The following is a 22,612-nucleotide window of genomic DNA, read 5'->3' as shown; positions in this document are numbered from 1 at the left end:
GGCCGTGCTCCTCGTCGTTCTGGCGCCCACGGAACGCCCGGTTGCGGGTTATGTCGGGGGCTTGATTTCGCTTTCGGGGGAACGAAAGTCAAGCTGACATCGTTTATCCAGGTTACACTGTGGCAAATTGGACCGGAGGGACCGGATGCGGCCTGCTGTAAGAAACGCCTTGGAGAGCTTGACATCACATGATGACGGGCGGGTGTGTCAGGACATCAGCGATGCGGCCTGCAAGGAACAACCGGCCAATTTCCTGCGCCATGCCAGCGCGCTGGGCCTGAGCAAGGCCGCTGACGGGTTGGCAGACCCGAAACTGGTTCTGGCATGGTTGATGACCCATCTTGGTGCGCCTGCCGGATTGGTGGGGCTGCTGGTTCCCCTGCGCGAGGCGGGCGCATTGTTGCCGCAACTGTTCACCGCCGCATCCATTCGTGCCATGGCGCGGCGCAAATGGGCATGGGTGGGGGCGGCACTGGGCCAGGGTGCGGGCGCGGCAATCATGGTGCTGGCGGGGGTGATGATGTCGGGCACCATGGCGGGCGTGACCATATTGGCCGGTCTGGCGCTGGTGGCGCTGTCACGGTCGGTGGCATCGGTGGCCTATAAGGATGTGCTGGGCAAAACGATCGCAAAAACACGGCGCGGCACAGTTACCGGGCTGGCGGGCAGCGGGGCTGCGGCGGTGACGCTTGGATTTGCCGTGGTGCTGATGGTGTTTTCAGACGCCCGCGCGGGCATTGTTCTGGGGGCCTTGGCCTTGGCGGCACTGGCATGGATGGCGGCAGCGGGCATTTTCGCGGGGCTGGCAGAAGAGGACGGCGCCACCGACGGGGGCGCAAACGGGTGGCAAGCGGCGCTGGCGAACCTGCACTACTTGCGCGAAGACAGGCAACTGGCACGCTTTATCATGGCGCGCGGGTTGCTGACATCCACTGCGCTGGCCCCGCCCTATCTGGTGGTGATGGCATCGGGGGCGGCGGGGGCGGCGCTTGAAGGGTTGGGGGCCTTGGTCGCGGCATCGGCGCTGGCGGGGCTGGTCTCAAGCTATTTCTGGGGCAGGCTGGCCGATATTTCTGCGCGCAAGGTGCTGATGCTGACCGGCGCGACAGGCGCGGGGGCCATGCTGATGGCGCTGGGGTTCAGCGCGGCAGGTCTGGCGCAGACCATCTGGGCGCTGCCGCTTGCGCTGTTCGCGCTTGCGCTGGCCCATCACGGCGTGCGGCTGGGGCGGTCCACCTATCTGGTGGATATGGTGGGCCCGGACAGGCGGGCGATATACACAGCCATAGCGAACACCGTCATCGGGGGGGTGCTGTTGGCAAGCGGCATTTTTGGCGCGCTGGCCGCATCGGCCGGGGCACATGTCACGCTGGCGCTGTTTACGCTGATGGCTTTGGCGGGGGCATGGGTGGCCTATGGCCTGAAGGAGTTGGGCGGCGCGTAACCGCGTCAGTTCCCGCCCAGCAACCCGCGAAGGCGATTGCCCAGTTCCTGCTCGACGCCCCGGCGCAACGTATCTTCCAGACGTTCGCCGTCCTGACGTTGCACACCCAGTTCACGTTCAATGCGCTCTGCGGCCTGTTCGCGCGCGCGGTCTTCCAGACGGCGGGCTTCTTCGCGGGCGATATCCTCCAGCCGTTCCTGTTCCACGCGCAGCTGTTCGCGCGCCAGCGCTTCAAGGTCCAGCCGGAAACGGGGCGCGTCCCACGGGCCGGTGATCATCAGCGGCACGCGCAAGACCTCCTCGCCTTCGCTGCGCAGGGCGGCGGGGACGATCCGGTAATCCAGCGTGCGCGCCCCCACGGCCACCGTTCCGCGCCCTGCCACCGAAAACCGCGGCGCGGACAGCGCAAGGTCATCGTTGCGCAAAACCCCCTCGGCCAGCGTGAAGGTGCCGGTAATACTGTCATAGACTGTGCGGTTGCCCTCGCCCATATAAGACATGTCCAGATTGCGCAGCATGCCCGCCAGATCAAAGCCAATGATTTCGCCCTGATCAAACCGGATTGCGCCGCTGCCGTTCAGGCTGTTCATGATGGCATGAACCGAATTGCCCACCCCAAGGACATTGATATCCAAATTGGCCTGCCCCTGAAGACGCCGATACTCCGCCAGTTCCGTCAGCATGGGCAAAAGCGATATGTCGCGCGCAGCCAGATCCGCACGCACCGACAGGCCGGACCTGTTATTGGCCACGAACTGCCCCGAAAGCCGGCCCCCGAAAACTGTGGTTTCGCGCAGGTCAAGAACCGCGCGCGCATTGTCCAGACTGACCCCGATACGCGACCGCCCGAATGTAACCATGTCTGTCTGAACACTGTTGAACGCCAGCGACAGGTCGGCATCCAGCAACCCCAGCGCGCTTGCATCGATCGCATCACGCGACCAGCCCTGCCCCGCAGCGCCCCCTGCCGCACTGGCGGGCGCGCGCGCCGCGCCCGGGCTGCGCAAATCCAGCACATCAGCCGAAAGCTGCCCTGTCAGTTTCGGGCGCGCGCCCGCCAGCGCCAGATCAACGCCCCCATCAAGGCGCAATGCACCCGCTGCCAGACGCGCATCGCGGGCGTAAATCGTGCCATCAGCGGTGCGCGTCACCTGCCCCGAAAACCCCAGCGGCAGATAGGCGGGCGGCACATCCCCGCCCGTTTGGCCAAGGGCTTGCATGACAGGGCGCAAGGCAGGAATATCGGCATCCAGCCGCCCCTCGACACTCAGGTCGGCCAGACCCGCGCGACCGGCAAACTGCGCGCGCGCCCCGGCCAGCCCCAGATCAAGGGTCACGCCCACGACAGCCCCACTCATCAGGCGGGCAACATTGTCTGTCGCAAGGTCAATCTGCAAGGGCTGGTTGTTGAGCTGTGCGCCAAGGGTTATTTGGGCAGGCCCGTCCAGCGCAGGCAAGGCGAAGCTGGCCGCCAGCGCGGACAGCGACATATCGGTGCCTGATACAGCATCGCGGAACCGCACCTGTCCGTCCTGAATGCGGGCTTGCCCCAGTGAAAAGGCGCGCGGGCGGGTGGTGGCGGCACTGTCTGCGGACATGTCTGCAGGTGGGGGCGCGCTGGCGCGCAGGGCTATTTCCCAATTCCCGCGCCCATCGCTGTTGCGCCGCAGGTCAATGACCGGCGCTTGCAGGACGATCCGGTCTATCTGGATGTCACCGCGCATCAGCGCCGCCACATCAAGCCCGATTTCCATTTGCTCGGCCCGCAGCAATGGCACATCATCGGCCCAATCGGCATTGCCAATGGAAATCCCATTCGCCGTAGCCCCGATGACGGGATAAAAACTGGGCCGCACCGCGCCATCAATGGTCAGGCTGCGCCCTGTCGCTGTCTGGAATTGCTGGGCGGCAATTTGCGCAATGCGCTCCGAGGGCAACAAAAACAGCGCCGCCACGACCAGCACCACAAGCCCGACTATGACAGCCAAAAACGCCTTCAGAACACGCATGACACCCCCACCGGCACAAAAGCTTCACCACGATGGGCAAACACTAACGCCAAGCGGCGGGGATGTCTTTTCAAAAAACGAATTGCATGAAAACTGCCTGTCAGACTGGGCTGATTGTCAGGTTTTCGCGCGGACATGTTGCAAAAGTGGCATCAGCGCCGCCATGTCAGGGCCATGCGCCTGCCCGGTCAGCGCCTTGCGCAAGGGCATGAACAGCGACCGCCCCTTGCGACCTGTCTGCGCCTTCACTGCGTCGGTCCAGTCTTTCCACGCGGTCGGTCCATAAGGCGGGGGCGGCAGCAATGCCAGCGCTTCGGCTACGAAATCCGCATCCTCGGGGTCGATCACGGGGTCGGCGCCCTGCTGGCACAATGTCCACCACGGCCCGACATCCTCCAGCCGGGTAATATTCTCGCGCGCCACCTGCCAGAATTGCGGCGCCACATCCGCAGGCACACCCAAGCCCGCCAAGTGATCGGCAACCGCGTCATAGGGGCGCGATTGCATGTCAGCGCGCGTCAGCGGCCACAGGTCCTCGGCGTCGAACTTGGTGGGCGCAGACCCGAATTGCGACAGGTCGAACCCTTCGGATATTTCGTCCAGCGAGGCGCGCAATTCCACCGGCTGGCTGGACCCAAGCCGCGCCATCAGCGACAACAACGCCATGGGCGTTACGCCCTGCGCGCGCAAATCACGCAAGGACAGGGTGCCCAGACGTTTGGACAGCGCTTCCCCCTGCGCACCGGTCAACAGCGAATGATGCGCGAAGGACGGGGCCGCGCCGCCAAGCGCCTGAATGATCTGGATTTGCGTTGCCGTATTGGTCACATGGTCGGACCCGCGCACAATATGCGTGACCCCCATATCCATATCATCGACCACCGAGGCCAGTGTATACAGAACCTGCCCGTCTGCGCGGATCAGCACAGGGTCGGACACAGACGCCGCGTCAATCGACAGCGGCCCCAGAATGCCATCATCCCACTCAATCCGGGTCTGGTCCAGCAAGAAGCGCCAATAGCCGTCGCGTTCGGCGCGCAGCCGCAGGCGCGCTGCATCTTCCATGTCCAGTGCAGCACGGTCATAAACCGGCGGGCGGCCCATATTCAGCTGTTTCTTGCGTTTCAGGTCCAATTCGCCCGGCGTTTCAAAACACTCGTAAAAACGGCCATCTGTGCGCAATTTGTCGGCAGCGTCCTTATAGCGGTCCAGTCGGGTTGATTGCTGTTCAATGCGGTCCCAGCCAATGCCCAGCCAGTCCAGATCTTGCTGGATGCCGTCGATATATTCCTGTTTGGAGCGTTCCTGATCTGTATCATCCAGCCGAAGGATGAACTCCCCCCCCGACTTGCGGGCAATCAGATAGTTGAACAACGCAGTGCGCAAATTCCCGATATGCAGATATCCTGTTGGCGAAGGCGCGAAGCGGGTGACGATCTTGGACATGGAAAAGACCTCCTGATTGGGTCATGCTTTTTCACAAGCCTTGCCCTAGTGCAAGCCCCGTGCTTTGAAACAAGTCTGAACGAAGGCGCCACCATGACTGATGAAACAGCCCTATGGGCCGCAAGCCTGCCGCCCGATGCCACTGTGTTTGAGGGGGTTGTGGCGCGAACCCTTGCCACCCTGCCCGCGCCTTTTGGGCAGGCGGCAGCGCATATCGCGGTGCAGATTGACGATTTCGCGCCTGATGCGATGCTGGCGGAACTGGGCATTGAAAATCCGTTCGAGCTGACGGGCCTGTATAGCGGTATTCCGCTGACGGAGAAATCCGTGATGGAGCAACCGATGGAGCCAGACACAATCTGGCTGTTCCGGCGTCCCATTCTGGATGAGTGGGTTGCACGGGGGGATATCGAACTGGGGGCGTTGATTGCCCATGTGTTCATCCATGAACTGGCGCATCATTTTGGCTGGTCCGACGGGGATATTGCGACTATCGCGCCATGGCAGGACTGACAACGCCAAGGCCAACACCCAAAGCGCGTCAGGGGGCCTGATTGGGAATGGGCGGGGCATCTGTTCGTGGCCTGAAGCAGTCCTTCGCACATGGATAAAGCCCGCGCTATCGGCGGGCCGGGGTCTGCCGATCCAGCGTTATAGGGATGCAGTTTATCCACGCGGCATATTCCTGACTTCAAGCGCCTGGCACGCCTTCAGGTCATCGGCAGGCCGCGGGACGGCCCGCCGATAGTGCGGCGGCCTGCGGCCTTGATTCCGCACTGGGTCATTCCCGCCAACGTCCCCTTCGGCCAGGACCGCCCTTGCGCAGCCCCCTGACCTGATCGTTAACCGCGCGCGGCCAGCGCGTCTGCCAGCACCGCATGCAGCAACTCGGCAGGGACATCATCACAGACGAAGGCCGCGCCGATGTCGCGCGCCAGAATGAAGCGCAAACGCCCGTCCTGCACCTTCTTGTCCTGCGCCATCAGGGCAATCAGCCCTTCTGGGGGGGGCAGGTCACCTGCGATATCAGCCAGATCGGTGGCCATGCCCATCTGGCGCAGATGCGCGCGCACGCGTCCGGGCGTTTCCTGCGCGCACAGCCCCATGCGCGCGGACAATTCAAACGCCAGCGCGCACCCGATGGCCACCCCTTCGCCATGCAGCAGCCGCGCACCATAGCCGGTGGCCGCTTCCAGCGCGTGGCAGAACGTGTGCCCAAGGTTCAAAAGCGCGCGGTCGCCCTGTTCGGTTTCGTCGCGCGCCACAATTTCGGCCTTCATCTGCACTGACCGATGCACCGCATAGTGGCGCAGGGCCTTGTCGCCGTCTGCCATCGCAGGCCCGTTGCGTTCCAGCCAGTCAAAGAATGCTGCATCCCCCAGCAAACCGTATTTGACCACCTCGCCATAGCCCGCCAGAAAGTCGCGGCGCGGCAGACTGTCCAGAACGTCAATATCCGCAAGCACCAGCGCAGGCTGGTGAAACGCGCCCACAAGGTTTTTGCCGTGGCGGGTGTTGATGCCTGTTTTGCCGCCCACGGAACTGTCGACCTGCGCCAGCAGGGACGTTGGAATTTGCACAAAGCGCACGCCCCGCCGCAACACCGCCGCAGCAAAGCCGCCCAGATCCCCGATGACACCGCCACCCAGCGCGACAACCACATCGCGGCGTTCCACCTTTTCATCCAGCAGCCATTCCACCGCCTGTTGCAACCCGCCCCAGCCCTTCGTCCCCTCACCGGGGTTCAGCGCAAGGGCAGTGCTGTCAATGCCCGCTGTCGCCAGTCCGGCTGTCAGCGCGTCCAGATGGGCGGCGGCAACGCGGGTTTCTGTCAGGACGGGAACACGGCGACGGTGCAACAAGGGCGCAATCATCTGGCCCGATTGTGCGATCAACCCCTGCCCGATCACTACATCATAGGCGCGTGCGCCAAGCGGCACATGAACACGGTCAATTTTCATCGGCAAATCCTTCCAGCACATCAGGACGTGTTGACAGCGCGCCCAACACTGCGCGCGCCGTGTCGGCTATGGCATAGCCCGGTTGGGTTTGAACGGCCAGATCCGCCTTGGCATAATACGGCTCGCGCGTGGTCAGAAGCGTTGCCAGCGTTTCGCGCGGATTGGCCGTGCGCAGCAGCGGGCGCGTTGTTTTCTGGCGCACACGCGACCACAGCAGGTCAATATCGGCCCGGATCCAGACCGACACGCCCAGGTCCGAAATCAGCCCGCGCGTGCCCGCATTCAGGAACGCGCCCCCACCCACCGACAAAATGCCCGGCCGCCCACGCATCAGGCGGGCAATCACTTCTGCTTCGCGGGCGCGGAAGAATGCCTCTCCGTCGCGTTCGAAAATTTCGGCAATGCTCATTTGGGCGGCTTCGACGATTTCTTCATCCGAATCGCGAAAGGCCACGCCAAGACATTGCGCCAGTTCCCGCCCCACTGCCGTCTTGCCTGCCCCCATCATTCCCACAAGCACTACGGTTTTATGCAATTTCATGCTTACGCTCCGCCCCTTCGCCCGCCCCTCAACAAGTTTTCGTGGCCTGCATTGTCCTTGTCGTGATATTGCGGCACTGTCAAAAGGGAAACCCCCCGAAGCGTTCTTCGTGAAAAGAGGGGGCAGCGCAACGAAAGGCAGGCGAAATGCGACATCTGGTGCGGCTTATCGTGGTTCTGGTGGTGTTGGCGGGGCTGGCTGTCGTGGCTTACGCCTATTTCGGGGACATGTCCGCCGAACAGCGCGGCGTGCAAACCCCTGTCACGCTGGATGTGAATTGACGCGGGCAGGCGCATATTCGCCGCCAGGTCGTCAGGGCGCGCTTGTCGGGGTGGTGCTGGCCGCCATGATACTGCCTGCGCAACCCACAGCCGCGCAGGCACTGCACCCGGAGCGGCCCTTGAACGCGATTGACTGGCTGGAAGACGCCATGTCCAACCCGATCCCGCCAGAATTGCCGGACACAGCACCTGACGGATACCTGCCGCCCATCCCCCCAAGGGGGCAGGCCGATAATATCGCGGTCACCCCCCTGTCCCCGCCTGCACTGGACCAGGTGGGGCTGTTTGTCCCTGAACGCGCGGGTCTGCCGCGCGACCTGTGGGGGCAGGCCCCTGTGGCAGAAGTGCTGGCGGGAATTTCCGCGCTGCCCGTGGACACTGTGCCAAGCGCGCTGCAGCTTGGCTATCGCTTGCTGCTGGCCGAATTTGCCCCGCCCGCCCGGTTACAGCCCGAAACGCAAGGCACAGTGCTGAACGCGCGTGTGGACAAGCTGATGGCGATGGGCGCTTTGGAACAGGCCACCCAACTGATTGATGCAGCCCCGGTGCGCACCGCCGCGCTGAACACCCGTGCCTTCGATATTGCGCTGCTGCTGGGCGAGGAAGACCGCGCCTGCGCCAGCATGAGCGGCCAGATCACGACGGATTTCGGCCATGGCGCGCAAATTTTCTGTCTGGCGCGGCGGGGCGACTGGCAAGGTGCCTATATGACACTGAACGCCACAACGTCGCTGGGGTTGCTGGACACAAGCGAAGCCGCGCTTCTGCTGCGGTTTCTGGAAGAAGAAGACGTCATCCTGACCCCGCCGCCGCCTGCGGAATTGTCACCGCTGGGCTGGCGCATTCTGGAAGCGCTGGGTGATCCGGTGCCGACCTCGAGCCTGCCGGTGGCCTTTGCCTATGCCGATTTGCGCGGCACCAGTGGCTGGCGCGCACAGCTGGATGCTGCCGAACGCCTGACCCGCGCGGGCGTGATGCAACCCAACCGGCTGCTGGGGCTGTATGCGCAACGCCGCCCCGCGGCATCAGGCGGGGTGTGGGAACGTGTGCGCGCCGTTCAAGCGCTGGATCAGGCGCTGGCGGGCACTGATGCTGCCGCCCTGTCACGGGCCTTGGTGACCGCATGGCCCCAATTTGCCAGCGTGGAACTGGAAGTTGCCTTCGCCCAGATGTTTGCACCCGCCCTGACCGACGGGGACACAGACCTGATGGCACTGGACGCGCCGGCGCGCGCCATTGTATGGCAGTTGTTGCTATTGGCGCAAACCCGGCTGGACATGGCCGTGCATCTGGCCCCTGACACCCCCACGGCGCGGCTGGCAACGGCCCTTGCCCAGCAAGACCCAGCCCTGCCCGACATGGATAACACGTCCATGGCTGCCGCCATAGCGCAGGCGTTTTCATCGCAGCCCCGCGCGCAAGATGACACGACCGCGCCCGCCAGTTCAGGGGGAATTGTCCTGCTGGATGCGCTCAACAGCATTGCCCATGCCGCGATTGGCGACCCGCGCGCCGCACGCATCGGGCTGGAGGGGCTGTTGTCGCTGGGGCTGGACGGTCCCGCGCGCCAGATCGCGGTTGAATTGCTGCTGCTTGAACGGCGGGGCTAGGGCATGGCACCGCAGCGGGATTATCAGTGGATTTCCACGTTTCTGGATGCCACCACCGCCGAATCCGGGACCGCACGCAACACGCAACTGGCCTATGGCCGTGATCTGCGCGATTTCGCGGATTGGGCGCAGGCGGGCGCGCTGGACTTCCAGACGCTGACGCGGGCGGATATTGAAACCTATCTGGTGCATTGCGACGCACAGGGGCTGGCGCGCACCACGCGCGCCCGGCGGCTGGCGTCGATCCGTGCGATGTATCGCTTCGCCTATGCCGAAGGGTGGCGCAAGGATGACCCTGCCAGCCGCATCCGCGGACCGGGAAAGTCCAAGAAACTGCCCGACACCTTGTCGCAAGATGATGTGACCGCCCTGCTGGACGCGGCACGCACTACGGGCCGGACCCCTGCCGACAGGTTGCGCAACACATGCCTGATGGAACTGCTTTACGCCACGGGGCTGCGCGTGACGGAACTGGTGGGCCTGCCGGTTGCTGCGGTGCGCGGGGACCCGCGCATGATTCTGGTGCGCGGCAAGGGGGGGCGCGAACGCATGGTGCCCCTGTCCCAACCCGCGCGCAAGGCGCTGCGCGACTGGCTGGCGCATTGGGACAGGCAGGCGGCGGAGTTGCGCGCCAAACGCCAGCCCGAACCACGCTTCCTGTTTCCGTCCAGCGGGCGCGAGGGGCATTTCAGCCGCGTCGGTTTTTTCCTTGTGCTGAAAGAAATTGCGCTGAACGCCGGGCTTGACCCCACGCGCGTCAGTCCGCATGTGCTGCGCCATGCCTTTGCCACGCATCTGTTGGCAGGCGGGGCGGATTTGCGCGCGATCCAGACCCTTCTGGGCCATGCGGACGTGTCGACAACCGAAATCTATACCCATGTGCTGGAAGAACGCCTTAAGGCGTTGGTGCTGGACCATCACCCGCTTTCGAAGCCATGAAATGCAGAACGGAATGCGCCGCGCGCAGGCCCGGCGGCATACCCCCCTGCCCCAACCGCGCCATCGACAGCGCCATGGCCGCATGTTGCGCGGCGCGTGCATCGGGGCTGTCCAGAAGCTGACGCAGGGCTGCGGCCATACGTTCGGGTTGGCAGTCATGGCCCAGAAATTCAGGAATCGCGCGGGTGTCCGACACCAGATTAACCAATGTCACAGTGTCCAGTTTGACCAAGCGCTGCGCCAGAAACCGCGTCAGCGGGGCCATGTCATAGGCAATGACCATGGGCGTCTGGTTGGCCGCAAGTTCCAGCGACACCGTGCCCGACGCGGCCAGCGCCACATCTGCCGCCGCAAAGGCCGCGCGCTTGGTGGCACTGTCGACCACGACTTCGGCGTGAAGCGGCCATTGGGCGACCTGCGCGCACATGAAATCCGCCTGCGCGCGCACTGTGGGCACCACCACGCGGGCGGTTTGCGGCAGCGCAAGCGCCAATGCCTGCCCGAAACGGGGCGCAAGGCGCGCGATTTCCCCCCGCCGTGAACCGGGCAGGGCCAGCACCAGCGCACCGTCATGGCCAGCGCGGAATTGCGCGACATCCGCCGCTGTGGCGCGCGGTTCGGCCACCACCGGATGACCCACGAAATCGCAACTCATGCCCGCGGCATGCATCAGGGGCGGTTCAAACGGCAACAGCGCCAGCACATGATCCACCAGCGGGGCCATGCGCGCCGCGCGCTTTGGCCGCCACGCCCAGACCGACGGGGCCACATAATGCACCACCCGCAGCGCTGGCTGCGCCGCGCGCGCCAGTTTCAACACACGCAGGCAAAAATCGGGGCTGTCGATGGTTATGACCACATCAGGCGCAGCGCGCGCAATGGCGCCAGCCGTTTCGCGGATACGGGCGCGCAACAGGCGAATGCGCGGCAACACCTCGGCCAACCCCATGACGGACAAATCCGACATGGGAAATAACGATTCCAGCCCCTGCGCGGCCATGTCGTCCCCGCCCACGCCAAGAAACGTCACATCCGGGGCCAGTTCGCGCAACCCCGCCATCAGCGCGCCGCCCAGCTTGTCGCCCGACGGTTCGCCCGCAATCACAAACACCTTCAAGGCGCGTCCATGGCCCACAAAAACACCCCAAGCGCATTGGCCTGTGCCAGCATCTGGTCACGGTCAATCAGCAACACCCCGCCTGCGTCAAAGGCAATGCCACGCAGCCCGGCGCGGTGAACCGCACTTACCGTATCGGGCCCCAGTGCGGGCAAATCAATCCTGCGGTCCTGACCGTGTTTCGGGGCCTTGCAAAACACCCCGCCTGCGGGCAATTCCACGCCTTGCGCGCGCAAATCCGCCAGATGGGCCAGCATCACATCAGTGCCAGGCAGGGCCTCCAGCGCCAGACATTGGCCGCGCGCGACAACACAGCCTTGCCCCACATCGGCGGCGCCCATGACCTGCAAGATGCCAAACCCGCGCGTGGCGTCCTGCTTGTCCTGCGCTTTGGGCTGCGCGTCGGTCAGAACACCGGGTTCGGCCAGCAATTCGGGGCAGATCTCCTGCGCCGCCACCACCTCGATGCCCCATTCCCCCATCAGCGCGATGACTTCGCGCAGCGTGCCATCATCGCCCTGTTGCATCGCGGCCATGATGCGCGGCAAAAGCTGCACAGTCGCAGGGTCAATCAGCGACGGGTCCAACCGCGGACGATGGACCGCACCGGCAAACACTGCGCGCGTCACGCCCTGATCCTGCAGAAGGTCCAGAAAGGGCACCAAGCGTTCCAGACGAAACCGCTCCACCGGGCCATGGGCGGCGGCAAGGGTTTCAAACCCCTCCATCTCGGCCAGCAGCGGGGTTTGCCCGGTGGCCTGCAGACGCGCGGCCAACACCTGCGGCAAGCGGCCCTTGCCTGCTATCAACGCAATGCGGGTCATTTCGGGCGCAAGAAGCTGCGGTTGCTGTTTTCGGTGAAGAACCGCGCCACCTGCTGCACAGCTTCGGAACTGCTGTCCAAAAGCAGCGCCTGCGCCATATCGGCCAGCGAGCCGTCTTCTGTGGCCAGCCGTGCATAGGCCGCGCGCAATGCCGAAATGTCATCGCGGGCCATGCCACGCCGCCGCAGCCCCACCAGATTCAACCCCTGAAGCGTGCCATCCGGGCCAGCCACCAACCCGAACGGCATGACGTCATGGGTAATGCGCGTCAAGCCACCGATCATTGCACCTTCGCCAATGCGCACAAACTGGTGAATCCCCGCCAATGCCCCAATGATGGCGTTGGTTTCGATGGTTGTATGACCGGCCACACCCGCGAAATTGGCCAAAATCACATTATCGCCAATCTGTGCATCATGGCCCACATGCGCGCCTGCCATGATCAGGCAATTATCGCCAAGGCGCGTCACCCCGCCGCCGCCATCGGTGCCCGTGTGCAAGGTCGCGTTTTCACGAATGCGGCATTTCTTGCCCACGATCAGTCGCGTGCGTTCGCCTGCATATTTCAAATCCTGCGGAATCTCGCCCACCGAGGCGAAGGAGAAGATGATGCTCTCGTCCCCAATCTGGGTCCAGCCGGTGACCAGCGCATGGGGCTTGACCGTCACCCCGCGCCCAAGGGTCACTTCCGGGCCGATAATCGCAAAAGGGCCAATCGTGCAGTCGGGGCCAATGGTGGCGCCATCCTCCACAATCGCCATGGGATGGATTGTTGCGCTGGGATCAATCATCGTCGCACTCATTGCGCAATCTTTGCGCTTGCGTCGATCATGGCCGCGAATTCGGCTTCAGCGGCGATCTGGCCGTCTACTTTCGCAACACCTTCGAATTTCCATATCTTGGTTGACCCGCGCTTGACCTGCACATGCAGCTCCAGCACATCGCCGGGAACCACCTTGCGCCGGAATTTTGCCTTGTCGATGGACATGAAATACACCAGCGGTGCCTTTTCGCCAAACCCGACAGACAGGCCCACCAGAACAGCGGCGGTCTGGGCCATGGCTTCTACAATCGTGACACCGGGCATGATGGGCGCGCCGGGGAAATGGCCCTGAAAATGGGGTTCGTTGAAGGTGACATTCTTGATGCCCACAGCCGACTGACGCGCCACGACATCGCGCACCTTGTCCACCAGCAGAAACGGATAGCGATGCGGGATGATCTGCATGATTGTCGTAAGGTCGGCTTCTGACGGGACAATATGGTCCTGCGGCTGGGCGGTATCATTCATCAAAAAGCTTCCTTCGCTGTTGGTCCCTGCCGGCATGTATGGTGACAACGCGCTGGCACTTAAATTTCGGGCTGATTTACCAAGCTGGCGCGCGCGTGACAAGCGGCCTGTCACAGCGGCCCTCAGGGCACGCGCAAGGGGTTGGGGGACGGTGCGCCATCCCCTATTGCGTCATCCAGCGCGGCAATGGCGGGGTCGGTCATGTCCATGCCACTCACCCCGATGATAACGGCGCGGGAATCAATCAGAACCTGCGCGCCCTCATTGGCCAGAACCTGTTGCAACACCGGGGCGGCAAGCTGGAAAAACCGGCGCTGCTCGGCCTCTTCATACATGCTCAGGCGCTGGCGCTTTTCGGCCTGTGCGCGCCGGATGGTTTCCGCCTCTTGGTCGAAAGCTTCGGCTTCGGCGCGAAACTGGGCGGGCGGCATAGTGGCGCGCGCTTCGGTCAGTTCCAGTTCGCGCGTGGTCAGCTGTTCCAGCAAATCTTCGTTTTCAGCTTCCAGGGCGCGCGACGCGGCATCGATTTCCGCAGCCACACGCTGGCCGAAACCTGACGCCCGAAACAGGCGTTCTTCATCAAGTGTGCGCAATTGCAGGACCGGGGCGGTCATATCAACAGATTGGCCCAGCGATAAATCCTGCATGCCCTGCGCAATGGCCGGGGCGGCAAGCTGTATGCCTGCCGCCCCGATACATGCCAGAACCCAGTCAGGCCGCATCATCAGAAGTTCGAAACAATCGTGAAGTCGAAATTCTGCGCGCGGTCATAGGGGCGTTTGCGAATTGGCCGCGAGAAATCGAACCGCAGCACGCCCAGCGGGCTGTCCCAGAACAGCGAGACACCCAAGGTTGCGCGAAGATGCATCTTGTTGGAATCCTCGCCCGCGCCTGAGATCGTGTTCATCGTCAGGGGATTGATGTTGTCCACGCCCCAGACCGACCCGACATCCGCGAATACACCACCGCTTAGGCCGTATTCTTCCGGCGTGCCCAGCGGAAAGCGCGCTTCGGCAGACAGCGCGAAGTAGCGGTTTCCACCAAGAACGTCACGGTTGGACTCGGTCTGGCCGGGCTGGATGGCGAAATCGCGCGGTCCAGACTCACCGGGGCGGAAGCCGCGCATCACGTTGGCCAGCTGGAAGCGTTCGCGGTAGCGGGAATTGCCATTGATCATATGCAGCAACCCTGCGCGCGCATCCCCTGTCAGCGTCACGTCTTCGTTGAATATGGCCATTTCATAGCCTGCACGCGCTTCGGTGCGCAGGTAGCGGCGGCTTTGGTTGCCAACACCCACATCCTGCGAAAAGCTAAGGATCATGCCCCGTGTGGGGTCAATCCCAACTTTGCGCGTGTCGTAACTATAGGTATAACCAAACGAGCCTGTGACCGCAGTTCCAGAAGTTTCGTCCAGACGAATGCGCGCGGACGAGGCCGCATCAAGCCCTTTCAGCCGGTCCAGCACCAAGCCCTGACGCAGTTGCAGGCGCCCGAATTCGCTGACCGGAAAACTGATGGAATTGTTCAGAAACGCTTCGCGCGTGTCAAACCGCGAATTCAGCGATGTGGTTTCCTGATACCCGATCCCCAGTGTGTAGGACAGGTCGCGGTCAAACAGCGCCGGTTCCGTGAAGAACAGCGAAATATCACGCGAGCCTTTGATCACGTTGAACGCGACGGCCACTTCCTGCCCGCGACCAAGGAAGTTCAATTCCGAGAAGCTGATGCCAAACCCAATGCCATCGCTTGCCGCATAGCTGACCGAGAACCCCAGCGACCCCGTGGTGGTTTCTTCTACCTCGACATCCAGAATGGCCTGATCGGGGGCACTGCCCGCGCGCGGTTCAACTGACACATCCGAGAAATAGTCAAGCGCACGAATGCGTTCCGCCGCTTCACGAATTTCGCGCGGGTTCAGCGGATCACCTTCGGCGGACCGGAACTGACGGCGGATAACGCGGTCCTGGGTGGTTGTGTTGCCCTGAATATCAATGCGTTCCACCAATATCCGGTCACCACGCACAAGCGCGAATTCAACGTCAATCGTCTGGGTGCGGTTGTTGCGCGTGAAGCGTGGTTCTGCACGAATGAAACGCAGGCCCTGCCGTTCGGCGCGCTGTTCCAGCCGCGCGATATTCAGGTCCAGCGTATTGGGGGTAAACAGCGTGCCCGCAGGAATTTGCACATCGCTTTGGTAATCGGCGGCATTGACCCCCTCTACCTCGCTGATGACAGTGACATTGCCAAAGCGGTATTGCTGCCCCTCGCGCATGTTGAAGGTCAAAAAGAAACTGTCACGTTCCCGCGCAATTTCCGGGGTGACCGACAGGATTTCAAAATCCACATAGCCGCGCGACAGGTAGAAATCCGTCAGAAGCTGGCGGTCCAGCGCAATACGTTCGGCAATGAATGTATCGCTTTGGATGATCAGGCGCAAAATGCCAGCCTGCTTTGTGCTAAGCACCTGACGCAGGCGATAGTTCGAGAAGGCGTTGTTGCCCACGAAGGAAATGCGCTCAATCTCGACAACATTGCCTTCTCGTATCACGAAGGCCAGATCGACACGGTTATTGCCGCGCGGCAGCACTTCGGGCGTCACCTCGGCGGCAATGCGGCCGCGGCGGTTATACAATTCGGCAATGGCGCGGGCATCCGCTTCGACTTGCGACGGCGACAGAACGCGCCCAGCGGTTGTTTGCACCACTTCGGCCACCACGTCATCATCCAGACGGCGGTTGCCTTCGAAATTCACGACGCCGATAATGGGATATTCCCGCACCGCAATGGCGAGTGTGTTGCCGCGCGGTTCGACAGAAACATCCTCAAACAGGCCAGACCCGGAAAGTTGCGACACAGCCGCATTTATCTGCGCGGCGCTGACGGTCTGGCCGGGCCTGATTCCCGCCAACCCGATGATGGTCGAGTCGTCAACCCTGACATTCCCGTCAATCGAGATGCTAGAGAACTGGAAATTTTGCGCCTGTGCAGGTGCAACAAACGCAATATTTACCAATGAAACAAAACAAATGACTACCGCAGCAAAGAAGTGCGCATGCGCGCCCTTACCCCTTGCGCGCGACGGCAGCATCCCATGAATTCCGCGCATATCCGGCCCCGTATTTCCGCTTTATTGTTACTTCACTGCCTAGCGGCTAAAGATAAAAGAGTCAAAGCAATCGCGGGCGGAATCCATCTTGGTTTCGGGGTGTTGCCCCTCTATCAGCAGCGCATGGCAAAAAGCGCGCGAGGATCGCACGCTTCGGGCCGCTTCAAAACCCAAGTGTCAGGCGCGCAAATCTCAGCGCGTTGGGGTTATTTCCTGTGGCATATGGCCCAGATACCCGGCCAGCATTGCGGCGACAGACATGCCCGCCATGATCAGCGCAAGCACCAGAACCCTGTCTGACACTGCCAGCCAAATGATGCGCGCGTTGCGCAGTTCGTTATCAAGATAAGCCATTCGCACCTCCTGCTCAGGGGTGGGATACCCGCAAATTTAGGCGCGATTGGGGCAAAGGCATGGCAGTTCGGCGTCATTGCCCCCGGCTGCCATGCCCGCCAGTTTCAGGTCAACATGTCAGGTCGGTAAACAGCGCAAAGGCAAACAGCGACAACACCAGCGTCAACCCGATTGCCATAAGAATACGCACTGCCGCGTCCCCTGCGGGCCGTCGCATCACGGCTTCATAGGCATAAAACACCAGATGCCCGCCATCCAGCGGGGGGATGGGAAACAGGTTCAAAAACCCGATCGCCACAGACAGGACCGCGATGAACCAGACCAGTTCGAACAGGCCGTCACTGGCCATCGCGGCAGAGGCTTCGGCAATGCCTATGGGACTGGACAGGTTGCAGGTGCTGATCTGGCCCAGCACCATGTAATAAAGCCCCTCGACAGACGTGCGCAAAACGCGCCATATCTGGGTTGCGGCCATGCCCGCAGCTTCGGCCACGCCGGGCGTGCGGGTTGCATAATCAAACACCACCCCCGATGTCAGGCCAATCAGATACCGGGTTTCAAACCCGCCATCGGGCAAGGGCAGGTCCGTCCTGCGCGGCACCAGTGTCAGATTCAGCATGGTGCCATCGCGCCATACCGTCAGGTCCAGCGCCGCCCCGCCCGACAGCGCGACCAGTTCGCGCAATTCGCGGAAGGTGGCGATGGGTGTGTCATTGATGGCCATGATCACATCGCCAGTTTGCATGCGAGCTTCGCGCGCGGCAGATTGCATGGCCACGGACCCCGCCAGCGGGGGTTGCGGGTGCGGGCCCGTCACCTGCATAACGCGCCCGTCACGGTCCACACGGTAAGTCAGCAGCGGTTCGGCAGGCAATGTTTCCGCAGCTGACAGAAAATCGCCCAAAGTGGCGGTTTCAATGTCTTCCACCGCAAGGATGCGGTCGCCTTGTGCCAACTCGAACGGTTGCGATGGCAGGGGCGTAATCTCGCCCACCACGGGTTCATCAATGGCCACGCCTTGAACCATCATCAGGGCAGCGAAAACAAAAAACGAAAAGATGAAATTGAACAACGGCCCCGCCGCCACCGTGGCTGAACGCGCCCACAAGGGCGCGCCATGCATGGTGCGCCGCCGCGCCTGCGCATCCAAGCCCGCCATTGCCCGCGCATCCTTGCCCGAGGCCGCATCGGCATCGCCTGCGAATTTCACATAGCCCCCCAGCGGGATGGCCGCGACCTGCCAGACAGTGCCGCGCCGGTCCTTGCGACTGGCCAGAACCGGCCCGAACCCTATTGAGAACACATCCGCATGAATACCCGACCAGCGCCCGACAATGTAATGCCCATATTCATGCACCGCCACAATGACCGAAAGCACCACAACAAACGCCGCGATCGTGTAGAAAAAATTGCCAAAACTGGGCAGAAACCCGATCAGATCCAAGTGTTTTCCCCTTTGTCGCGCCCCCCGGCGGGTGGCACATTGTTTTATACGATGGGGCGCGACGCCAGATCACACGCCACCCTTCTGGCCATTTGGTCCATCGCCTGCACGGTTTCAAGCGCCTGCACCGGCGCCGAGAGCGCGCTGTCAGACATCAGCCGATCCAGCGTGCGCTCCACCAGCCGCGCCATATCCATAAACCCGATGCGCCCTGCGATAAATTCATCAAGCGCCACTTCCTTGGCGGCGTTGAAAGCTGTGCCCGCATGGCCGCGCAATTCCATGACATGACGCGCAAGGCGCAGGGCAGGAAAGCGGTCGGGATCAGGCGCTTCAAACTGAAGCTGGCCCAGCGCCGCCAGATCCAGCCGCGGAACGGGCAAGTCTGCGCGCGCAGGCCAGTTCAGCGCATAGCCAATGGCATGGCGCATGTCCGGCATGCCCATATGCGCCATCATCGCGCCATCGCGAAACCCCACCAGCGCATGCACAATGGATTGCGGGTGGACAACAGTTTCAATCTGCGCGGGATCAAGGCCAAAGAATTCGCGCGTTTCGATCAATTCCAGCGCCTTGTTGAACATGCTGGCGGAATCGATGGTGATACGCTGGCCCATGGACCAGCTTGGATGAACCTGCGCCTGCGCCAATGTCGCCGTTTCCAGTTGCGCCTTGGTCCAGGCGCGAAACGGCCCGCCGGATGCCGTGATAACCACGCGGTCCACCGCAGCAATATCTTCGCCCACCAGCGCCTGAAACACAGCCGAATGTTCACTGTCCACAGGCAAGATGCGCCCGCCATGGCGGGCCGCACAGGCCAGCATCAAGGGGCCAGCGGTGACCAGTGATTCCTTGTTGGCCAGCGCCAGCGTCGCGCCCTGTGACAAGGCGCGCAGCCCCGGCACCAGCCCCGCTGCCCCCACGATGGCGGACATGACCCAATCTGCGGGGCGGTCGGCGGCATCAATCAGGGCCTGTGTGCCAGCCGCAACCTGAATGCCGCTGCCCGCCAGCGCATCGCGCAGAGCATCATAGCAGTCGTCATGTGCCGTGACCGCGATTTCAGCGCGCAGCGCGCGGGCCTGATGCGCAAGCCGTGCGATATTGCGCCCCCCGGTCAGCGCGACAACCTGAATATCGGCGCGGCGCGACAACAGGTCAAACGTGTTTTCCCCAACCGAGCCCGTGGCCCCGAACACCGAAACCCGCCGCATCTCAGGCGCCTGCCGGTTGGGCGAATGCAAGCGCCATCAGGCCGGTTTCGGTCAGCAACAGCACCATCAGCGCCGCTGCGATCATCGCATCAAAGCGATCCATCACCCCGCCATGTCCGGGAATAAGATTTGAACTGTCCTTCGCGCCGGCGTGACGCTTGATTGCGCTTTCGGCCATATCGCCCGCCTGCCCGGCCATCGCCACCAGGACCGACACCCCCACCAGCCCCGCGCCAGCCCCCAGAATATCCATAAACACCCACCCTGTAATCACGGCCACAGCCCAGCCCGCAACAGTGCCCGACCAGGTTTTCTTGGGGCTGACACGCGGCCACAGCTTTGGCCCCCCGAAAATGCGTCCGGCGAAATACCCCGCCACATCGGACCCGATGACCAGCAACACCAGCCACAGCACCCAGTCCCACCCATAGACATTGCGCAACAAGATCAACCCCAGCCCCGCAAACAGGATCAGCGCCAGATAGGCCGCAACCATGCCCCTGTCTTTCGGAAAACGCCATGCCAGCAACACAACCGACAGCGCAACTGCGCCCAACAGCCAGCCCCCCGCCAGTTTCGCACTGAACACCCAAAGCGCGACCGCCGCCGTCAGGCCCGCCCCTTCGGCCTTACCAAAAGGGGCAGCAGGGTCCAGCATGCGGGTCAATTCCCACACCATCGCGCCCGTCAGGGCAAAGACAAGCGCTTCAAACACAAACCCGCCTGCCCACACGGCCCCAATGCCGATAATGGCCATCGCAAGGCCCGACAGGGCGCGGGCCTGCAAATCATTGAAACTTGCCCCGCTCATGCGCTGACGCCACCGAAACGGCGTTCTCGCGTTGCGTAATCTTTCAGGATGTCTTGCATTGTGACTGGCGTAAAATCCGGCCAAAGGGTCGGGGTGAACACATATTCGGCATAGGCCGCCTGCCACAGCAGAAAATTCGACACGCGGGTTTCCCCGGATGTGCGCACCACCAGATCAGGGTCGGGCAGGTCCCGTGTGTCCAGATACCGCGCCAAGACCGCATCGCTAATGTCATCGGCATTCAGCGTGCCTGAAGCGGCATCCTGGGCCATGGCACGGGTGGCGCGGGTAATTTCATCGCGCCCCCCGTAATTCAGGGCAACCGACAAATGCACCCTGTCATTCCCGGCGGTTTCGGTTTCAATCCACTGAATCAGGGCCTGCAATTTGCTGTCCAGCCGCGTTCTGTCGCCGATGAACCGCAAGCGCACGCCTTCGCGCTTCATCCGGTCTGCTTCGCGCTGGATATAACGCGCGAAAATCGACATCAGGCCAAGCACTTCTTCCGTGGACCGTTTCCAGTTTTCCGTGGAGAAGGCGTAAACCGTCAGGTAGCGGATGCCCAGCCCCGGACAGGCCGCGACCAGTTTGCGCACCCGTTCAGCCCCTTTGCGGTGTCCGACAAGGCGCGGCCAGCCCCGGTTGCTGGCCCAGCGCCCATTGCCATCCATGATAACTGCGACGTGCAAATCATTGCGCGACCCGGGGAAGTCACGGCCAGATTGCGCTGACTTGTCAAACATCATTCATCACACCCTTCGCAACAGGCACCGGACCGTGCGCGTTTGTAATTCAAACCTGCATTATCTCTTCCTGCTTGCCGTCCAGCGCCTTGTCGACATGGACGATATAGGAATCCGTCAATTCCTGAATTTCTTCTGACCAAAGTTTTTGTTCGTCTTCAGACATGCCTGCGGCCTTGGCCTTCTTGATCTGGTCCATACCGTCGCGGCGGATGTTGCGAATGGACACGCGCGCATGTTCGGCATATTGCGCGGCCACGCGCGTCAATTCGCGGCGGCGTTCTTCGTTCAGTTCGGGAATGGGCAACATGATGATGGTGCCGTTCAGTTGCGGGTTGATCCCCAGCCCCGAATCGCGGATGGCGCGTTCCACCTTACCCACAAGGCCCTTGTCCCACACATTGATGGTGACCATGCGCGGTTCGGGCACGTTGACACTGCCAACCTGATTGATGGGGGTCATCTGCCCGTAAGCTTCCACCATGATGGGTTCCAACATGCTGGCGGAACCGCGACCTGTCCGAAGCGAGGCGAATTCCGTTTTCAAGGCATTCATGGCCCCGTCCATGCGGCGTTTCAGATCATCCAGATCAATTTCAATCTCTTCTGACATGTTTCGTATTCCTGTCACTGGTCCGGCATCGCATGATGCTGCATCTCAACCGTCTTCTAGCGCCAACTGCGATACTTTGTAAGCCCGTCTTGACCGCGCGCTTAGTCCGAAACGCGGGTATATGTTCCCTCGCCGCGCAAAATTCCGCTGAACCCGCCCGGTTCGTCCAGCGAAAACACAATGATCGGCAAATGGTTGTCCCGCGCCAGCGCGATAGCGGATGCATCCATCACCTGCAGGTGTTTGACCAGCACATCATCAAAGCTGATTGTGTCAAACCGCGTTGCATCACTGTGCTTTTTGGGGTCCTTGTCATAGACACCATCCACCTTGGTGCCCTTGAAGATGGCTTCGCAGGCCATTTCATTGGCGCGCAAGGTCGCGGCCGTGTCGGTGGTGAAATAGGGGTTGCCAGTGCCAGCGGCAAAAATGCACACGCGCTTTTTTTCCAGATGGCGCACCGCGCGGCGGCGAATATAGGGTTCGCAGACCTGATCCATGGGAATGGCGCTGATCACACGCGTAAACACGCCCAAATCTTCCAACGCGGCCTGCATGGCCAGCGCATTCATGACCGTGGCCAGCATGCCCATATAATCGGCAGTGGTGCGCTCCATGCCCTGCGCGGACCCCTGCAACCCGCGAAAGATGTTGCCGCCCCCGATAACCATGCAAATCTCAACACCCATGTCATGCACGGATTTGACCTCTTGCGCGATGCGCGCGACCGTGGGCGGGTGCAACCCATAGCCCTGATCGCCCATCAGCGCCTCGCCCGAAATTTTCAGCATCACGCGCTTATAGGTGGTGCGTGGGTCAGCGACTTCACTCATGGGGCAATCCTTTTTTGTGGCTGGCGCGGCA

22 protein-coding genes are annotated in these 22,612 nt (G+C 62.2%); 5 read left to right on the top strand and 17 right to left on the bottom strand.

The genetic code is table 11. The annotated features are described in order from the left end of the window. The first annotated feature begins 178 nt into the window (after positions 1-178). Positions 179-1,444, top strand: coding sequence for an MFS transporter (locus tag ACTZWY_RS00630; protein ID WP_444788731.1), 1,266 nt, complete (start codon positions 179-181; stop codon positions 1,442-1,444). Positions 1,445-1,449: 5 nt separating this feature from the next. Here the strand turns inward: ACTZWY_RS00630 and ACTZWY_RS00625 are convergent, their stop codons facing one another. Then, positions 1,450-3,453 carry an AsmA family protein gene (locus ACTZWY_RS00625; RefSeq protein ID WP_444788730.1) on the bottom strand — a complete coding sequence of 668 codons (2,004 nt, stop codon included), beginning with the start codon at positions 3,451-3,453 and terminating at the stop codon, positions 1,450-1,452. A 117-nt stretch (positions 3,454-3,570) separates the two neighbouring features. Then, positions 3,571-4,899, bottom strand: coding sequence for a glutamate--tRNA ligase (gene gltX / locus ACTZWY_RS00620; RefSeq protein WP_444788729.1), 1,329 nt, complete (start codon positions 4,897-4,899; stop codon positions 3,571-3,573). A gap of 93 nt (positions 4,900-4,992) precedes the next feature. On the opposite strand from gltX, the gene ACTZWY_RS00615 reads away from it, so the two are divergent. Next, positions 4,993-5,412: a metallopeptidase family protein gene (locus ACTZWY_RS00615; protein WP_444788728.1), complete on the top strand. Its 420-nt coding sequence runs from the start codon at positions 4,993-4,995 to the stop codon at positions 5,410-5,412. 329 nt (positions 5,413-5,741) lie between these two features. Here ACTZWY_RS00615 and aroB read toward each other — a convergent pair whose 3' ends face one another. Then, entirely contained in the window at positions 5,742-6,860 is a 1,119-nt protein-coding gene (aroB, locus tag ACTZWY_RS00610; RefSeq protein ID WP_444788727.1) for a 3-dehydroquinate synthase, read from the bottom strand. Further along, positions 6,850-7,470, bottom strand: coding sequence for a shikimate kinase (locus ACTZWY_RS00605; protein WP_444788849.1), 621 nt, complete (start codon positions 7,468-7,470; stop codon positions 6,850-6,852). The genes aroB and ACTZWY_RS00605 overlap by 11 nt, the downstream gene beginning before the upstream one ends. 77 nt (positions 7,471-7,547) lie before the next feature. Here ACTZWY_RS00605 and ACTZWY_RS00600 point away from each other — a divergent pair, with 77 nt between their 5' ends. The 3 genes from ACTZWY_RS00600 to ACTZWY_RS00590 are packed head-to-tail and all read left to right on the top strand — an operon-like array spanning position 7,548 to position 10,231. Next, positions 7,548-7,682: a hypothetical protein gene (locus ACTZWY_RS00600; RefSeq protein ID WP_444788726.1), complete on the top strand. Its 135-nt coding sequence runs from the start codon at positions 7,548-7,550 to the stop codon at positions 7,680-7,682. Next, positions 7,679-9,292 (top strand): hypothetical protein, encoded by a 1,614-nt coding sequence (locus tag ACTZWY_RS00595; RefSeq protein WP_444788725.1) that lies wholly within the window; start codon positions 7,679-7,681, stop codon positions 9,290-9,292. The genes ACTZWY_RS00600 and ACTZWY_RS00595 overlap by 4 nt, the downstream gene beginning before the upstream one ends. Before the next feature lie 3 nt (positions 9,293-9,295). Further along, on the top strand, positions 9,296-10,231 hold the full coding sequence (locus tag ACTZWY_RS00590) for a site-specific tyrosine recombinase XerD (RefSeq protein ID WP_444788724.1): 936 nt from the start codon (positions 9,296-9,298) through the stop codon (positions 10,229-10,231). Here ACTZWY_RS00590 and lpxB read toward each other — a convergent pair. From lpxB to pyrH, 13 genes are all read right to left on the bottom strand, one after another. Beyond that, positions 10,188-11,348 carry a lipid-A-disaccharide synthase gene (gene lpxB, locus ACTZWY_RS00585; RefSeq protein ID WP_444788723.1) on the bottom strand — a complete coding sequence of 387 codons (1,161 nt, stop codon included), beginning with the start codon at positions 11,346-11,348 and terminating at the stop codon, positions 10,188-10,190. The genes ACTZWY_RS00590 and lpxB overlap by 44 nt on opposite strands. Further along, complete coding sequence (locus ACTZWY_RS00580) at positions 11,345-12,172, bottom strand: LpxI family protein (protein WP_444788722.1); 828 nt, start codon at positions 12,170-12,172, stop codon at positions 11,345-11,347. Before ACTZWY_RS00580 ends, lpxB begins: the two co-directional genes overlap by 4 nt. Beyond that, positions 12,169-12,963 (bottom strand): acyl-ACP--UDP-N-acetylglucosamine O-acyltransferase, encoded by a 795-nt coding sequence (lpxA, locus tag ACTZWY_RS00575; RefSeq protein ID WP_444788721.1) that lies wholly within the window; start codon positions 12,961-12,963, stop codon positions 12,169-12,171. Before lpxA ends, ACTZWY_RS00580 begins: the two co-directional genes overlap by 4 nt. A gap of 8 nt (positions 12,964-12,971) precedes the next feature. Then, entirely contained in the window at positions 12,972-13,463 is a 492-nt protein-coding gene (gene fabZ / locus ACTZWY_RS00570) for a 3-hydroxyacyl-ACP dehydratase FabZ (protein ID WP_444788720.1), read from the bottom strand. A 122-nt stretch (positions 13,464-13,585) separates the two neighbouring features. Further along, on the bottom strand, positions 13,586-14,188 hold the full coding sequence (locus tag ACTZWY_RS00565) for an OmpH family outer membrane protein (RefSeq protein ID WP_444788719.1): 603 nt from the start codon (positions 14,186-14,188) through the stop codon (positions 13,586-13,588). Continuing rightward, positions 14,188-16,476 carry an outer membrane protein assembly factor BamA gene (bamA, locus tag ACTZWY_RS00560; RefSeq protein WP_444788718.1) on the bottom strand — a complete coding sequence of 763 codons (2,289 nt, stop codon included), beginning with the start codon at positions 16,474-16,476 and terminating at the stop codon, positions 14,188-14,190. The genes ACTZWY_RS00565 and bamA overlap by 1 nt, the downstream gene beginning before the upstream one ends. A gap of 285 nt (positions 16,477-16,761) precedes the next feature. Continuing rightward, the gene (locus tag ACTZWY_RS00555; protein WP_444788717.1) at positions 16,762-16,923 is read right to left on the bottom strand and encodes a hypothetical protein; all 162 of its coding nucleotides are present in this window, start codon (positions 16,921-16,923) and stop codon (positions 16,762-16,764) included. A gap of 109 nt (positions 16,924-17,032) precedes the next feature. Beyond that, positions 17,033-18,367 (bottom strand): RIP metalloprotease RseP, encoded by a 1,335-nt coding sequence (gene rseP / locus ACTZWY_RS00550; protein ID WP_444788716.1) that lies wholly within the window; start codon positions 18,365-18,367, stop codon positions 17,033-17,035. A gap of 44 nt (positions 18,368-18,411) precedes the next feature. After that, positions 18,412-19,581 (bottom strand): 1-deoxy-D-xylulose-5-phosphate reductoisomerase, encoded by a 1,170-nt coding sequence (gene dxr / locus ACTZWY_RS00545; protein WP_444788715.1) that lies wholly within the window; start codon positions 19,579-19,581, stop codon positions 18,412-18,414. Position 19,582: 1 nt separating this feature from the next. After that, the gene (locus ACTZWY_RS00540) at positions 19,583-20,392 is read right to left on the bottom strand and encodes a phosphatidate cytidylyltransferase (RefSeq protein ID WP_444788714.1); all 810 of its coding nucleotides are present in this window, start codon (positions 20,390-20,392) and stop codon (positions 19,583-19,585) included. Continuing rightward, on the bottom strand, positions 20,389-21,135 hold the full coding sequence (uppS, locus tag ACTZWY_RS00535; protein WP_444788848.1) for a polyprenyl diphosphate synthase: 747 nt from the start codon (positions 21,133-21,135) through the stop codon (positions 20,389-20,391). The genes ACTZWY_RS00540 and uppS overlap by 4 nt, the downstream gene beginning before the upstream one ends. Before the next feature lie 49 nt (positions 21,136-21,184). Further along, positions 21,185-21,748: a ribosome recycling factor gene (gene frr, locus ACTZWY_RS00530; RefSeq protein ID WP_444788713.1), complete on the bottom strand. Its 564-nt coding sequence runs from the start codon at positions 21,746-21,748 to the stop codon at positions 21,185-21,187. A gap of 101 nt (positions 21,749-21,849) precedes the next feature. Then, positions 21,850-22,581: a UMP kinase gene (gene pyrH, locus ACTZWY_RS00525; protein ID WP_444788712.1), complete on the bottom strand. Its 732-nt coding sequence runs from the start codon at positions 22,579-22,581 to the stop codon at positions 21,850-21,852. Positions 22,582-22,612: the final 31 nt, after the last annotated feature.

This window comes from Roseinatronobacter sp. NSM, from assembly GCF_052379845.1.
Taxonomy (GTDB): Bacteria; Pseudomonadota; Alphaproteobacteria; order Rhodobacterales; family Rhodobacteraceae; genus Roseinatronobacter.
This window is presented reverse-complemented; position numbering and strand designations above follow the sequence as displayed.

What these genes read in the sequence shown, in the direction of transcription:
- ACTZWY_RS00625 (WP_444788730.1), bottom strand. Translation starts at nt 3,453, where the DNA reads ATGCGTGTTCTGAAGGCGTTTTTGGCTGTCATAGTCGGGCTTGTGGTG.
- gltX (WP_444788729.1), bottom strand. Translation starts at nt 4,899, where the DNA reads ATGTCCAAGATCGTCACCCGCTTCGCGCCTTCGCCAACAGGATATCTG.
- ACTZWY_RS00615 (WP_444788728.1), top strand. Translation starts at nt 4,993, where the DNA reads ATGACTGATGAAACAGCCCTATGGGCCGCAAGCCTGCCGCCCGATGCC.
- aroB (WP_444788727.1), bottom strand. Translation starts at nt 6,860, where the DNA reads ATGAAAATTGACCGTGTTCATGTGCCGCTTGGCGCACGCGCCTATGAT.
- ACTZWY_RS00600 (WP_444788726.1), top strand. Translation starts at nt 7,548, where the DNA reads ATGCGACATCTGGTGCGGCTTATCGTGGTTCTGGTGGTGTTGGCGGGG.
- ACTZWY_RS00590 (WP_444788724.1), top strand. Translation starts at nt 9,296, where the DNA reads ATGGCACCGCAGCGGGATTATCAGTGGATTTCCACGTTTCTGGATGCC.
- ACTZWY_RS00580 (WP_444788722.1), bottom strand. Translation starts at nt 12,172, where the DNA reads ATGACCCGCATTGCGTTGATAGCAGGCAAGGGCCGCTTGCCGCAGGTG.
- lpxA (WP_444788721.1), bottom strand. Translation starts at nt 12,963, where the DNA reads ATGATTGATCCCAGCGCAACAATCCATCCCATGGCGATTGTGGAGGAT.
- fabZ (WP_444788720.1), bottom strand. Translation starts at nt 13,463, where the DNA reads ATGAATGATACCGCCCAGCCGCAGGACCATATTGTCCCGTCAGAAGCC.
- ACTZWY_RS00565 (WP_444788719.1), bottom strand. Translation starts at nt 14,188, where the DNA reads ATGATGCGGCCTGACTGGGTTCTGGCATGTATCGGGGCGGCAGGCATA.
- ACTZWY_RS00555 (WP_444788717.1), bottom strand. Translation starts at nt 16,923, where the DNA reads ATGGCTTATCTTGATAACGAACTGCGCAACGCGCGCATCATTTGGCTG.
- dxr (WP_444788715.1), bottom strand. Translation starts at nt 19,581, where the DNA reads ATGCGGCGGGTTTCGGTGTTCGGGGCCACGGGCTCGGTTGGGGAAAAC.
- ACTZWY_RS00540 (WP_444788714.1), bottom strand. Translation starts at nt 20,392, where the DNA reads ATGAGCGGGGCAAGTTTCAATGATTTGCAGGCCCGCGCCCTGTCGGGC.
- uppS (WP_444788848.1), bottom strand. Translation starts at nt 21,135, where the DNA reads ATGTTTGACAAGTCAGCGCAATCTGGCCGTGACTTCCCCGGGTCGCGC.
- frr (WP_444788713.1), bottom strand. Translation starts at nt 21,748, where the DNA reads ATGTCAGAAGAGATTGAAATTGATCTGGATGATCTGAAACGCCGCATG.
- pyrH (WP_444788712.1), bottom strand. Translation starts at nt 22,581, where the DNA reads ATGAGTGAAGTCGCTGACCCACGCACCACCTATAAGCGCGTGATGCTG.